We start from the raw sequence: 14,340 nt of genomic DNA on the forward strand, positions 1-14,340 counted from the left end.
CGACATGAGTAGGCCCCGAACCCCGACGGTCTGCCGGCGATGTCCGGTTTCAGGCCGCGGCAGAGTTGGGCTGTGCGGCCGATACTAGGCACAGAGCGGAAGGTCTGCAGGCACCTTTGACAATCGCGCGTCGGCAGATCCTTCGTTAGCCTTAAGTCCCGCGATCCTGAGGGGCTGCACATCTCAGAATTAGAGAGGTGCATCGATATTCGAGTGACCTTAAGTCTGCTGGCCGTCGGGCTCGACCAGTTCAACGTGGCTAACTTCTAGTGCCTGAGCCAATTCGTAGAGGGTGATAACCGTTGGATTGCGGCGACCCTGTTCGAGGCCGCTTAGATATTGTTGGCTAAACCCTGAGCGCGCTTCCACCTGCTCCTGAGTCAGGCCCTTAGCCCGACGCAAGCGGCCGAAGTTTCGGCCCACGAGTTTGCGCATATCCATGCCCGCAGGCTTGGCAATTTACACACTTTAAGGTTATCAACTATAATATGTACACGTGGTCATTGCGCTGCGGCGATGGTGGCGCTGGATAAAGAGGTTCACTTGCTTAAGCCGCTCCTAGATCCGAATGTCGCAGACGTGGCTCCAGATGGGCCGGTTCTGACCGGCTACGATGAGGAGCGACTGCTGACCTATATCCGCCTGCTCGACGCGGCGGCCGATGAGGCAGATTGGCGGGAGGTGGCCAGGATTGTTTTGCATCTAAATCCCGAGGAGGAGCCGGAGCGGGCGTTCAGGTCTTGGGAAACGCACCTTGCCCGCGCGCGATGGATGACAGCAAACGGCTACCGATTTCTGCTAGCGGGTGGAGCACCGCACTAAACGCCCCTTACCACCGCACCTTCTGCAAAGGCATGGTGATCGGCGCCGCGATGATCCGTGTTTGACGCAGCCGATCCGCGCCAACCGTTCCAGTGCGATGCGCAGGAAAGGAGTTGCACTGGGCTGGGATGTCGAAGCGCGTCGAGTGAGGCTGATTGAATGCTCAGACTGCGCTGTGGTGATCCCTTCTGGTCAAAACCTTTGATCAGTTGGGCGCTAGTCAAACCATTCGAATCGATCGCCCGTCTGACGGCAGCCGCGCGCAGCGGAAGCGCGGCTGGGTGCCTGCTAATACATTCCGGTTGCAAATTACGGCGAAATTTTGGGCAAGCTAATCCGGGGGTCGACGCCCTGCTCTTGCCGGCAGCGAGGACGGTGGCAAACCTCGGCGCAGCGATACGGCGGTGTATGCGCTGCATTCGCCGAGGCATCGTTATGGTGTCCTCATGCATCATGCTCACCGCTGCAGCGCCGGCGAACTAAGCGGATCCACCCTCGCACGATGAGCACACGGGTCGCGCTCCCACGTATCATCTACTCGCAAATCCGTGGTCAGTTTTTGTCAGAGACGCCGCCGAACGCTTCGCACTCCCGGAGCGATTGCTTCGCGCCGTCATGCGGGTTGAGAGCCTCGGCCATGCTTGGCGGTGTCGAGCAAGGCGGGAGCCGCTTGATGCAGATTATGCCAGCGACGTGGGGAGAATTGCGCGTTAGGTACCGTCTCGGCGACGATCCTTATCGACCGCGCGACAACATCTTCGCCCGAGCTGCCTACCCCGCGAGATGGTGGACCGTTTCGATCGCAATGGGTTCCTCGCCGCGTATAATGCTGTGTCTGGGCGATACGAACAGCGCCTTCAAACCGGCTGCTTGGTGCAGCGCGGGACGATCGACTACGCCGGGAAAATCGCGCCTGATCAACTGTCATCTCCCGTCCAACCGGGCGCACGGCAAAGAGCCGGCCGGGAAAGCGCGCTCGTTTCGGTGAACCTTCTTGCACAATGGAAAGGCGTTGAACGGCACCGTATCGAATGGCGGCGGTGATGCGGATTTGATGCGGAGACGAAGTTCGCAGCGATCCATCTGCCCAGCAGGAGATCAACGTTTAACGAAGCTGTCACCGATCTGACGGCCCATTCGAATCGTAGCCGGATGGCTCAACCTGTGCTGATGCATTCGCTCCAGAATGCGCTGTGGAGAGCCTGTTTATCCAGTCGCCTTTAATGGCAGCGCGATGATCACCGGATGCTAGGTCAATCGCATTGCGGGCGCTTCCGTCGCAGAAGTTGCGGTAGGAGGGTTGGTTTGCAGAGAGTACGGGGAGGGATGGCAGGATAAAGGGGCGCGATGTGCGGCTCGGTCGGTTGATTGTTTTTCTTATGGTTTTCGCCTCGCTTTGCGATGTGCTCACCTCGTTTGCGATGTGCGCGACCGGGATTTTCTTAATCTTTCCAGTGGCAATTGCACCTCGCGGGCGCTGGAAGCCATAAATTGTGACGATGGCGTTCGTGTTCCCATGGTCTTATTCGCTCCCGCACCAGCCGGCGCATTCGCCCTTCATACTCAGGGCAATTGCAGCGACCGAGCAGCGAGCTGGCACTCTGACTTCGGCCGGCGCGGATGTAGGCGTTATGTTGAAGGTCGCGCTTCTGTTGGGTGCCACGACCCGCGCTTGACTGAATGGGCTGCACGGATATCCAGATAGAGGCGTCCCATCGCACGGCGATCGAGCGAACCCCGCATCGGAGGGATCCGTTATCGGAGGACGATATTCTCGTCTTTGAGCTCGCGCTTGCCGGCCTCAAGAAAGCGCGCCAACAAGGCCTCCATTGCCGAGACGGGATTGTCCGCTTCGTCGTCGCGCAGTTTCTCCACCTGATCGACAAAACCCGAAAGCAGACCTCTCATCTTGTCCGGAGATTCCGCCAGGCGCCTCATCATCTTCATCCCATTGTGCGCATTGGCCAGAAACGTGGCGTTGCGTTCGGTGATCTCGATCAGCATCTGCTTCGAGATCCGCTCGCCCGGGGCAGCGAACGCGCCATCCATCCAGTCGACGTAGAGGGAGGCATTCTTCGCCCTGTTCGACTTCTGGTGAAACTCTTCCTGGGAATTCTTGAACGCCTCGATTGCGCCTTTCAGATCGCCACGAGATTTGGCGTCCTTCTCCGCCTCGGACCCTGCGAGCATATATGCATTGGACTTGTTCTTGGACGAGTGCTTGGCCAAGGCGGCTAGCACCTTCTTCTGGTCGACCTCTAAGCCGACGAGCAGGCTCACCGCCCACGCTCCCAAGGTGTCGACCTTCGAGCATTCTTCAAGCGAGATCTGGTGCAGGTAGAGCGCTCGCGACACTGCTCCCGCCTTGGCCAGCAGTTCCGCTTCGTGAAAAAGCTGCTCGGCATTCTCGAAAGTCTTTTCTGCGCCGCTGGCGAGAACCTCCAAGGACGCCTGGTCCGATTTCGCATCGTCTTTGCTCACGCGTCCCTCCTTTGCTTAGGACCAGTCAGTAGCGCTGTTTCATATAGTCCGGGATCACGAAGTGCTGCATATAAGGCTGCGACCGCGAGCGGTTCATTGCATCCCAATACATCGCGACCGCTACCGGCTCGGTGATCGCTGACGGCACATGATAGCTGTACATCGGGAACTCTGCGGTCGATCGCGCCGGGACATGGAACGATCGCCGAAACTCGGGCTGGAGATAATCGTAGATCGCCCAGCGGATGTTGTTCAGGAATTCGCCAACTTGGCTCGAATGGTAGATAAAGATGTCTTGGTAGAACCATTCGAAGAAGGTTTCGACGGCGAGATAGCCCTGCTGCTCGCTCACCGGATGACCCGCCGCTGCGAGCAATTTGCGCAGATGCCCCACGTTGGTGGCGAGGCGCGCCAGATTGTGCTTGGCCATGTCGCCGCACATCTTGATGTAACGACAGCGCGCGACGCGCAGGTCGGCGACGACGTCGATTGAATGGAGGTTGACATCCTCGGCGACAAACTCCCCTTCCAGCCAGCTCGCGAAAGCCTCGACCGCCACCGACAGGCCGACGGTGTCCGCACCGAGCTTCGGATCGGCGCAGACCTGTCGGAGGTGAAACAGGAACGTCAGGTCGGAAGGGCGGGCATTGCTCGGCGCCGGCTTGAGGCCAAGCGGAATCGGCTCGCCCTTGAATGCTCGAATTTCCGAGAGGAAGTCGCCGAGCAGGATAATAAAGAGCCGCGCGTGCCCGCTAGTCTGGAACATAAGGTTTGACGGGTCGGCCCTATCGATCTTCATGAACACCGCCCAGTTGACCATGTCGTCGATCATCTCCCAAGCCGAATTGAGGATAATCGCCTCGCGCTCCGTATCGTTCATCATTGTGCCAGCGTAGTCTCGCAAACATTTGCTTCAGTGACGGCGGCAACCGCCGCCCTCCGAACCAGGCCTAGCATATGACCAGCGACTGGACGCCGATATTTGTTCTGCCCAACATTCCGCTTGAGGCCGCGATCGGATGCGATATCGCAGTGCTCGCACCTGCGCACGATCCGCGCGTCACCGCCCTTAAACGCGCCCACCCCATGTTCCGGCTCTTCCTTAACCGCTTCACCGACAATTTCGGCGCCAAGTTCGAGCCCAGCGTCCTGCTTCTCGACGCCGCGGCGCCCGCCGTCTTTCGCGAGATCGGCACGCTTGCCAGCTTCCGTGACCTCGTCGCGCTCGCCACCGTCACTCATGGCCGCGCGCTCGAGCTTCGATATCCGCGCGGACACCGCATCCTGTTCGGCGAAGCCTTCGCGATCTACCCTTGGATGCTCGACCGTCACTACGAGGACATGATCGGCAGCACGCCTGCCATACTCGGCACGCACGAGGTCTCCCGCTTCAAGGGGCAGTCTTCACCTACGCTGTTCCGTACTCATTTGGGCGACGGCGACGTCGACCAGCCCCTGCTTGCCGCGCTCATGGAGCGGTGGCGGCGACGGTACGAGGCCTCGCAACCCGCCTGGGAAGACGTTGCACTGATGCGCTCGCTCAACATGGCGTACCAGGCGTCACTTCTGCCGGCCGGTTCGGACACGACATTCCATGACGTCGGCCGCATCGTCTCGCTCTGGGTTAGCGCCTTCGAAATCCTCGTTCATCCCGGCGGCAACGGCCTGGCCAACCGGGACAAGGTGTTCGACCTGATCGAGCGTACGCCATGGGAGATTCCGGCGAGCGGCCGGCTGACCCATGACACCAGCGGCAAGACCAAGGTTAAGCGCACGCTGGCCTCTTGGCTCTACCAGGTGCTTCACGACTGTCGGAACGACTTCCTTCACGGCAACCCGGTCGACCGCAGCACTCTTCTCCTCGCCACGCCGCAGCGGTCGATCTTCGAATATGCCGCGCCGCTCTACCGTATCGCGCTGACCGCGTTCCTGCCCCTCCCTTACCCCGCGGCGATGCCATCATCCCGGGACGCGGCTGCCTTCGGCGCGTACATCCCCGACCATATGGATTTCATGGGACCGCAGAAGGACGCCGAGGAAGCCCTGTTGACGGCGACGCGGTTGCCCGAAGAACATGGCAGGCGCAGGCCTCGCGTCATGCGACCCGCCCCTAATCGACTCGCGGCGCGCTCCGGTGCAATTGTCACCGGGTTCGTCTGTGAAGGGCTTTTGCGGGACGTCACCTTCGAGTATAGGCCGCCCTACAAATAGTGGGCAAATAACAAGTCCTTTGGAAACATGCCTGATCACGAGCGAGAGAATTTTGACGCTATCGGGAGGTTGCGGGAATGGTTGCGTCATCATTCCCGTCGTGATGGGTTAAGGTAACCGTTGTCTGCATGACAATTGACGTTAGCATTGGGGTAGGGGCGACGAGGTGTCTATTAAAAATGTCCGGTATCAAATTACGAGGTTCCTGCAATCTGAGAAGGCCGAGGTACTCTGCATCCGGGGAAACTGGGGGACCGGCAAGACTTGGACATGGAACGACGTGTTGAGGGCTACCAAGAATATTCCGCTCACACGTTATTCCTATGTGTCACTTTTCGGCCTCAACAGCCTTGACGATATCAAGCAGGAAATTTTCCATCAGGGCAAAGCAATCGACGCCTTGGACAAGGGATTTAGCACCGATGATTTGAAGGCTTCCTATCAAACGGCTTGGACCAAAATTAAGCCCGTCGCCACAGGCGTTGCGAAGTTTTTTGGTGAAGGGTATTCCAGCCTCAGCATCTCGGTAATGTCATATCTCATCCGCGATACCATCGTATGCATCGACGATTTGGAGCGAAAAGGTGAGCTCCTTCGGAGCGCGGATGTCCTTGGCCTGATTTCGCAGTTGAAGGACGACCGGAATTGCAAGGTCGTGCTGCTCTTGAACGACGAGCAATTGGAAGATCGCGGTGAATTCGACACGTTCCTGGAGAAGGTGGTTGACGTAAGCCTTCGGTTTGCTCCCTCTCCCACCGAAAGTGCGAAGACCGCGTTTATCGACCAGCAAGCCTCCGCTTTGGTAAAGGAAGAGTTGAGTGCGCGTGCCATCACGCTCGGGATAGACAACGTCCGCGTGATACGGAAAATCCTGCGTACCATCAATGAGCTAGAGCCCCTGCTCAAAACCTATAAGGCAGGGGTAATGAAGTCGGTCATATCATCTCTGACCCTGTTCGGATGGAGCTACCTCCAACGCGACTCCTCACCGCCTCTCGATTACATCAGGCAGCTTGGTGAATATAGTTCGGTCGTGGAAGCTCCTACCCCTGAGCTTGCGGCACTGAAAAAGAAATGGGGGCCTATCCTCCAGCGCTATGGCTACAACCTTACCGACGAATTCGATGACGTGCTCATTGACGGTGTCGTCAACGGGTACTTCGACCCCGACGTGGTCGCTCTGTATGCCAACCAGCTTCACGAGAGGGAGAAGGCGGGCGAAGCCAATGCGGAGTTGGACAAAGCCTGGGAGGTTTTCCATGGATCATTTGCGAAGAACGCGGATGAAATGATTTCCATCGTTACCGACTGCTTCAAGCGCAACGCCAAATATTTCAGTTTCAGCACCACCGCCCAACTCATCGACCTCTTGCGTCGGATCGACGAGACTGACGCATCTAACGAGGTGTTTGGGGATTATGCAAAGGCGAATAAGGACAACCCCGCGGCGTTTGATACGGAGCGGCTCCTGCGCTTCGGATATGAGTTGCCCGCTGATATTGTGGCGCAGATAGAGGCCATCCTAAAGAAGGCTACACCGGACCTCACGAACGACGAGAAGTTTCTTACGCTGAAGGAGGCGGGCTTCAACTCGGAGATCGGGCTCGCGCTAGCGAAGGCTCCGGTTGACGAGTACGTCCGGGTGCTGACTAACCACGCGAACGGGGAACTAAAACTCATTCGCGCCGGGATAACCGATTATGTCGATGTGGCCAATCCGCCCAGGTCTGCCCAGGACATAATGAATAAGGCAGCGGACGCACTAACAATAATCTCCAAACTGAGCCCGTTGAACAACGCACGCGCTCGCTCGTGGAGGCTTATCCAATGGCAAGAGAAGCATGCTCCAGCCCCTAAGCCTGAAGTACCCGTGCCGGAGCCCCGTCCCCGTGGTTGCGAAGGCTCCAGAGAAGGCCAAGAAGCCTGCCAAGGCAAAGGTTGTGGGCTAGCAGCGCCGGTCCAACCGGGCGATGAGCACCAGCACGCTGGCGGCGGCACCTGCCATCAGCACAACGAAGCTGCCCACGATGATGGCATCGTTCATTTAACTCCCGACGATCGCCAACCTTCGGCTGCCAGCCTGTCTAGTAGTGGATGCGGTATTTACCGTCCCGGAGCGGTTGGGTGTCTTGTTGATGGCGCGCGGATGGTCCGACGGCCGCCTGCGGCTTAGCTTGTATCCATTCAACGTCTATTCTCGTATACTTATTAAATCCCGCTAACCGTCCTTAATCTTGTTGCCCGTTTCGTGCTGGCGGGTGGCTAAAAAGCCCCGACGATGGCCCAGCGCCAGACCGTCAACGGCTAACATTAGAGCAACCAAGACTATGCCGATATTCTTCTTCGAAGTACCACCGCTCTGGAGACAGGTTTCCACTCTGGTGGCCGATTTTTTTGTGGCACATAACAACATCTGTTTTGCGGGAGCGCCATTTGTTTGAGCGGAAAACGGTCTTTGTCGTCGGTGCCGGAGCCAGCAACGAACTTGGATTGCCGATGGGCGGCGCACTGGCGAGCAACATCGGCGATAAGCTCCAACCGCAAGGTACCGACTTCAGAGCCAGCCTTGGCGATGCTCACCTGACGCGTGCAATAAACCTTCTCGCTAACAATTCCGATGATAGGGGAGCGCGCTTCTTCCGAGCAGCCCAGGTGATCTCCAGGGCGATGCCCCAAACCATCTCGATCGACAATTTCCTGCATGCCCACGCCGACGACGAGATTCTCATACAAACGGGAAAGCTGGCCATCGCGGCGAGCATTTTGGAAGCCGAGAGAATCACCAAACTCTATGTGGGGAGGGATACAGACCGCGTCAGCTTTCGCGCGGTAGCCGACACATGGCATCGGACTTTTTGCAAGATGCTCTGCGAAGGTGGCCAGCGAACGGATCTCGACCACCTTTTCGACAACGTCAGTATCATCACCTTCAATTACGACCGCTGCATCGAGCACTATGTCGTGCAGCAATTGGCCGTCTACTTCGACCTGACGTGGCAACGCGCGCGCGAGTTAGCCAATAAGCTCACAATCATCCATCCTTACGGGCAGGTCGGAAAACTGGACTGGCAAAACTCGCCCATGGTCTCGGTGGACTTTGGCCTGGAGCCACCTCCACAGGACTTACCAGCCGTTGCTGCTCAGATCCGGACGTTCACTGAGCGTGTGGAAGACGTCGAGATCATGCAGAGGATGCACAGTCTCATCAACGAGGCGAAAATCGTAGTTTATCTCGGCTTCTCCTACGGCGACATGAACATGGAACTGATGACCACCCGAGAAAGCGCGGGGCCAAAGAAAATCTTTGGAACAAGCTTTGGACTTTCGGTGGCCAATGTGGATCGAATCAAGCACGCCATCGCTGATTCCATGGGTTTCAACGTCCACCCCGAACACGCCTTGCTTGTAGGATCTAAAAGCAACGAGCTGCTAAGTGATTATTGGCGGCCCATCCTGAAGGGTTGAGTTTACAATCCCTGATTCAGCGTGCGTTGCGAATAACCCTGCCCCGTCAACGTCTCAAGCCATAGAATCGGCCATCAATGCGCATCCGGTACACCGTCCGGTTCAAACGCAAGATCATAATACCCGATCATTGGGTTATCCCTTTCCAAGGGGGAACCCTCCGAGTGGTCGAAAGGGACGGCTATGCGGAGGGGCTCGAGCTCGTCTTTACCGGCCAGCCGTTGATGTATGCACCGCAAATGTCAGAGAGCCCTAACGAAGTCGTCAAGATGGAGATTCGGGACCGCGATCGGCGCCTGATCTTCGTCAAGCGACAGCTCGATGAGGCCGTAGCCTTCCTTGAATGCTTCCATGACATTGACTTGGAGACTGACGAGATTGAGGCGCGTTACGAAAGCGAGTCGCCTGAAGAGGAGGCGAAAATTGCGATCGAGAGCCTCACCATGAGCAGGCACCGTCCGGCTCTGCCGCTCTCCTTCGACATGCTGACCCGTGCGATAATGGCCGCGGAGAAAGTAGCTGGCCCTAGATTCGAATCTACGCTTGTCACCACAGCGCGTCAGGCCCTGCGCAAGCAGGAGTTCATCAACTCCTTCCGCTATGCCTTCCTGCTGATCGAGGCTCTATATGGTGAGGGACAGTTCAAGAAGGCTGGCTTGCAAGCGGCACTCAAGGGCAATCCCGATTTTGTGGCCTTGGTGGAGGCCGTTCTGAGCGATGGCATTCAGTCTAGGTCAAAGCATCTCTCGGATACCGCCAACCTGCTTCGATCGAAGCCAACGGCTGCAGTAGTCATCGACCATCTCGTCGAAAAGCGCGGCTTCTATTTCCATGGCAACGTCAAACGGAAGGATGCCTGGAGGCCCGATGAACAGCAGGCGGCCCAGAGCCTGGCACTGCTCACCATCGCCGTCGCACAACGTATCGCCATGGCAGCCGCCAACGCGCTATTCACGCCCGAATTTGCCGAACGACATTTCCAAGATGCTATGAAAGCGGGAGCACAGATCGTGTACCAGATCGACTTCAAGTTCACCGAGCCCGAAGAGGGTTTCCAGCGCCGACACCAGCTGAACTTAAAAATGCCTGGCACCAAGGTGGCACCCAAAGCCGCCTTTGCCGCGGCGCAAGAGTTCATGGTCCATTTTGAGGATATGGCACCTGCCGCCGGGCTGGACGAAGCGATCTGCACGGTTCAGGGGACCGGCGAACAGGTCTTTGAAATGTACTTCCATACTGGCGAAAAGTCTAAACGGTGACTGCGTCCGGGCACGTTCCATCGTCAAATTAGCGAATATCAGTAGCTGTAGCCGCATCTACGCTAGTCTGCTGTAGATACGACGCCGGACCGTGACAGGTCAGTCAAGCCCTTGCAGCGGGCTTGCGCCCGCCGCGTCCCTGCGGGCTTCGGGGCTTGACTGACCTGACGCCGGCCCGGCAGGGGCTTCTGAAGCAGACAAAGCCTGGGAACCAGCGCCAGCGCTCACCTCCCAACGGCATCCTGAGCCTCTCGGAGGTGGTCGCTTGGCTAGCGGGCCGTCCGCAGGTGGTTGGCTACTCCGACTATTTGGGCAACGGCTATGGATCTCGCCGACTGCAAGTCTTTGCGGGTCGAACTGCGACCAGTTGAATCTGGTCTTCCAAAGGGTTTCGTTGTGGCCTTTTGTGCGCGTTTGATCTCATCGACGAGAGCATCGGCACATGGAAAAGGAAGGATCAGGGGCTGACAAGAATCGCGCGTTGAATGATAATGTAGGCTTCCCGGACGAGCTCAAAACCGAAGGGCTTCACCTCTTGGACAAGGCCGCTGTGTCGGTCGCCCGCCTGGTCGGAAGACAGATTGCCCGGAAGCATTTCGAGGCGCTCCGCGCGGCCAACGACAACGCAACTGAAGCATCGGAGAAACAGCAAGATGGCGAATGAAGCGACAGGAGTTTCCGTTTCATGAGACGTGTCGCGCTCTATGCCCGCTATTCGTCGGACAACCAGAATGAAGGCTCGATCGAAGATCAGTTGCGGATTTGTCGCGAGCGAGCACACCATGATAGTTGGGAGGTAGTTGGCAGCTATCATGATGCCGCCGTATCAGGGTCCAGCGTAATCCTGCGGCCTGGGATGCAGTCCCTGGTGCAGGACGCGCAGCGCGGCAAGTTTGATGTCGTTATCGCCGAGGCTCTCGATCGCATATCGCGTGACCAGGCTGATGTCGCCACCTTGTTTAAGCATCTGCGCTTTGCTGGCATTCCCATTATCACGTTAGCCGAAGGTGAGATCAGTGAGCTTCATGTCGGTCTGAAGGGCACCATGAACGCACTTGCCCTAAAGGATCTTGCGGACAAGACCAGGCGCGGCCTCAGAGGAAGAGTGGAAAAGGGAAAGGCCGGCGGCGGCCTTTGCTATGGCTACCGCGTGTTGAAGAAGTTCGATGCCGGGGGAGAGCGCATTCGAGGCGACCGTGAGATCGAACGGGGTCAGGCCGAAATCGTCCGTCGCATTTTCCGCGAATTCGCCTCCGGCAAAAGCCCCAAGGCGATAGCTGTCGAGCTGAACAGGCTAGGGGTTGAGGGGCCGCTTGGTCGTGCCTGGGCAGATACCAGTATTCGCGGCCACGCCTCGCGCGGCACCGGCATCATCAACAATGAACTCTATCTCGGTGTGCTGGTCTGGAATAGGCAGCGTTTCATCAAGAACCCGAGCAATGGCAAACGTGTCTCGCGGATGAACCCGGAAAACCAATGGATCAGGACAGAGGTTCCGCATCTCCGTATCGTGAGCGACGAGCTTTGGCAGGCGGCGAAAAAGCGCCAGCAGGCGATCACGCAGATATTTGAGGCCACCGCGATCGGCGTCAGGGAGGCGAGGTCGAAGAAGCTGCACGCCACCAATCGGCCGGTTTCGCTTCTTTCCGGGCTACTCATCTGCGGTAGCTGCGGCGGAAGATATGGGCTCATCCAGAGAGGCCGCTTTGGGTGCCTCAATCATTCACGTCGTGGGAGCTGTGACAACAATCGTACCGTCTCTCGCGTGCGGATCGAGGAACGCGTTCTATCCGGTCTCAAGGACAGGCTGGTGTCGGCGGGCTCTGTAGCAGAGGCGGTCCGGGCGTATCACGACGAGATAAATCGGCTCAATCATGAGCGCAGGGCACAGAACGATGCCGACCGCCGATCACTGGACAAAATTGAACGCTCAATTGGGGGCATTATCTCTGCAATCGAAGACGGAATGTATCAGCCAGCCATGAAAGCGCGAATGGATGAGCTAGAGCGGGAAAAGGCGGAGATATTTCGGAGGCTTGAAAACGCTCAGCGCGACTTGCCGGATGTGCACCCAAACGTTGCCCACATCTACCGGGCAAGGGTCACAAACCTTGCGGCAGCCTTGAACGACCCGGACGGCGGGAGGGAGGCGGCGGAGGCCCTTCGTTCCTTGATAGGCAAAGTTGTCCTGAGCCCAGGCACACAACGGGGCGAGGTTCATGCCGCACTCCGCGGTGAGCTGATGGGGATTCTGGAACTGACAGGTTCCTACGAAAATCCCCGAAGTCGAGAAGGTATGACGGCAGTGGCTGCGGGTCCCCGCAACCAAATCTGAAAACAGCCCGGCCAAGCCCGGGCTGTTTTTGTATCCGGGCCACCCTCGCCACCGATTCGATGGCCCGTTAGCGCCAAGCCGGCGGCCGCTCGCATTTGTACGCCTCTCGCGAATCAATCCCAAGACCCCAGGAGCCTTGATCCCGGAAGCGGTTCCTGGCGAGCATGCAGTTCGCGACCTGCACGGCCATCGGATGGTACGGAAATGGAAGTAGTACCCCATCCCGCGCTCGTCACCTGGCGCGTCGGCGATGGCGATGCTGGACGAGGTTGCCTCGTTCTGCAGGTCATTGACTGAAGGCGCCGGCTAAAGCCCAGTCCTGTAGCCAAATACGAAACGACTTAGCCGGTTGGCTTTGCGCCGATCGTCTCATGCACAGCTGCTGGGAAGAATGACGCCCGCGGCATCGATTTGCGCGTCGATCCTCGATCGCGCCGGCGTGATCATGGCTGAGGCGACATTTCGATCGTGCCGAATCAGCGACGGACGATTCTCCCGGGGCCGGATGGCGGCAGAGATGAAGCATTGGCGAATCAGCCAAGATTGCCAATAGATGATATCTATTGCCATTCGCATTGGCCGAACTCCTGATCTCAGCAGCAGATTGCCCATGCCAAATTGCGCTTTGAAAGCTTCATCAGGCAGCAGCTCGAATCAGGCCGCTACAACAACGCAGCGAAGTTGTTCGCGCGAGTTGCGCATGCTCGAGGATTTCGAGGCGGAACAGGAGAAATGGCTGTGCGAGGACATCCCAAGGCGCCTTGCTGAGCTCCGGCGGGATCCTGCGAAGGGCATCCCGGCCGATACAGTCTTTTCCCGACTGGAGGCGCGCCATCGCGCGAAACAAGCGAAAGCCGAGTAGGGGATGGAGTATCGAATTGTCTTCCACCCAGAGCGGAAGCTGAGCTGGAGCAGCTCTATGACGACATAGCCGAACGTGCGTCGCCGACAATTGCCTGGAATTTCATTGCGGGTAATCGCAACCATTGTCTCGGACTGTCGACTTTTCCACAGCGGGACACTGAGCGGCTTGAGATCATGCCTGGGCTACGGATTGTTGATTACCGGCGTGCCGTCAGCATTGCATTCGCCGTAGAGAGCGAGCGCATGCTGATTTTGGGCATCCTTTACGCTGGCCGCTACATCACGCCGGAATTGCTTGAAGAACGGCTCTGAGCGTGGCTCGGGCGGGCGCGGCGGTCGGCGCCCGCCAAGCGGCACAGTTGATTTTCGGGCCGATGGCACACGCTCGGCGCCAACGTGGTGGCGTGCACCATGGGAATGACCTGCACCGGAACGCCGCTCACAATCGGGCCAAGCCAACTCACCAATTCGGGCCTCGGAGAGATCTCCACGAGAAATCGAAAAAAGGTGATCTTCGCTGTTGACACTTCTGCTCGGCGGCGACTATATACGCCTCACCAACGAGGGCGGCTCGCCGCTGGCGACGAAGAAGTTTGCTTCTAAGCCTGCCCTTTGAGAAATTCAAGAGAGCCGCGTAAGCGACACTCGGACGGCCCCGGAGCCAAAAGCGAAACGGGCCACGACACTGCGTCTGCGGTGTCTGTTCTTTGAAAATTGAATATTGAAGAAAGAGAAACGTGGGCGGCAGAGTCCTGCTGAACCTCTTATCCCGCCAGGGATAGAAGGTTCGAACGAGACTTTGGCGGACACGTTTTGAGAGAATAAAGTCTACCAAGACACGTGAGTGTCTAGGTGTGAATGTTCTCGTCAATTCAAAGCGTGACCAGATAAAAGCCAATCAAA

General features: G+C 57.8%; 10 protein-coding genes and 1 pseudogene. 8 read left to right on the top strand and 3 right to left on the bottom strand.

The features are described from left to right. Positions 1 to 219: 219 nt before the first annotated feature. Positions 220 to 441, bottom strand: coding sequence for a helix-turn-helix domain-containing protein (locus AC1RZR_RS09710; RefSeq protein WP_481828366.1), 222 nt, complete (start codon positions 439 to 441; stop codon positions 220 to 222). A gap of 102 nt (positions 442 to 543) precedes the next feature. Between AC1RZR_RS09710 and AC1RZR_RS09715 the strand changes: the two genes are divergently transcribed. Beyond that, complete coding sequence (locus tag AC1RZR_RS09715) at positions 544 to 822, top strand: DNA -binding domain-containing protein (RefSeq protein WP_481829048.1); 279 nt, start codon at positions 544 to 546, stop codon at positions 820 to 822. A gap of 1,755 nt (positions 823 to 2,577) precedes the next feature. Here the strand turns inward: AC1RZR_RS09715 and AC1RZR_RS09720 are convergent. Together AC1RZR_RS09720 and AC1RZR_RS09725 are read right to left on the bottom strand one after the other, a co-directional pair. Next, positions 2,578 to 3,303, bottom strand: coding sequence for an AbiV family abortive infection protein (locus AC1RZR_RS09720; protein WP_481828367.1), 726 nt, complete (start codon positions 3,301 to 3,303; stop codon positions 2,578 to 2,580). 25 nt (positions 3,304 to 3,328) lie between these two features. After that, positions 3,329 to 4,135 (bottom strand): hypothetical protein, encoded by an 807-nt coding sequence (locus AC1RZR_RS09725; RefSeq protein WP_481828368.1) that lies wholly within the window; start codon positions 4,133 to 4,135, stop codon positions 3,329 to 3,331. A 125-nt stretch (positions 4,136 to 4,260) separates the two neighbouring features. On the opposite strand from AC1RZR_RS09725, the gene AC1RZR_RS09730 reads away from it, so the two are divergent. From AC1RZR_RS09730 to AC1RZR_RS09760, 7 genes and pseudogenes are all read left to right on the top strand, one after another. Beyond that, complete coding sequence (locus AC1RZR_RS09730) at positions 4,261 to 5,514, top strand: hypothetical protein (protein WP_481828369.1); 1,254 nt, start codon at positions 4,261 to 4,263, stop codon at positions 5,512 to 5,514. Positions 5,515 to 5,680: 166 nt separating this feature from the next. Then, complete coding sequence (locus AC1RZR_RS09735) at positions 5,681 to 7,687, top strand: hypothetical protein (protein WP_481828370.1); 2,007 nt, start codon at positions 5,681 to 5,683, stop codon at positions 7,685 to 7,687. Positions 7,688 to 7,947: 260 nt separating this feature from the next. After that, positions 7,948 to 8,979: a hypothetical protein gene (locus AC1RZR_RS09740; protein WP_481828371.1), complete on the top strand. Its 1,032-nt coding sequence runs from the start codon at positions 7,948 to 7,950 to the stop codon at positions 8,977 to 8,979. 164 nt (positions 8,980 to 9,143) lie between these two features. Continuing rightward, positions 9,144 to 10,238 (top strand): hypothetical protein, encoded by a 1,095-nt coding sequence (locus AC1RZR_RS09745; RefSeq protein WP_481828372.1) that lies wholly within the window; start codon positions 9,144 to 9,146, stop codon positions 10,236 to 10,238. A gap of 442 nt (positions 10,239 to 10,680) precedes the next feature. After that, positions 10,681 to 10,902 (top strand): hypothetical protein, encoded by a 222-nt coding sequence (locus tag AC1RZR_RS09750; RefSeq protein WP_481828373.1) that lies wholly within the window; start codon positions 10,681 to 10,683, stop codon positions 10,900 to 10,902. A gap of 21 nt (positions 10,903 to 10,923) precedes the next feature. Next, positions 10,924 to 12,573, top strand: coding sequence for a recombinase family protein (locus AC1RZR_RS09755; protein ID WP_481828374.1), 1,650 nt, complete (start codon positions 10,924 to 10,926; stop codon positions 12,571 to 12,573). Positions 12,574 to 13,176: 603 nt separating this feature from the next. Further along, a pseudogene (locus AC1RZR_RS09760) lies at positions 13,177 to 13,435 on the top strand (type II toxin-antitoxin system ParD family antitoxin). The last annotated feature ends 905 nt before the right edge of the window (positions 13,436 to 14,340 follow it).

The organism is Mesorhizobium bavaricum (assembly GCF_056781655.1).

Coding starts and splice junctions, on each gene's coding strand:
- AC1RZR_RS09710 (WP_481828366.1), bottom strand. CDS start 441: ATGGATATGCGCAAACTCGTGGGCCGAAACTTCGGCCGCTTGCGTCGG.
- AC1RZR_RS09725 (WP_481828368.1), bottom strand. CDS start 4,135: ATGATCGACGACATGGTCAACTGGGCGGTGTTCATGAAGATCGATAGG.
- AC1RZR_RS09755 (WP_481828374.1), top strand. CDS start 10,924: ATGAGACGTGTCGCGCTCTATGCCCGCTATTCGTCGGACAACCAGAAT.
- AC1RZR_RS09750 (WP_481828373.1), top strand. CDS start 10,681: ATGGAAAAGGAAGGATCAGGGGCTGACAAGAATCGCGCGTTGAATGAT.
- AC1RZR_RS09730 (WP_481828369.1), top strand. CDS start 4,261: ATGACCAGCGACTGGACGCCGATATTTGTTCTGCCCAACATTCCGCTT.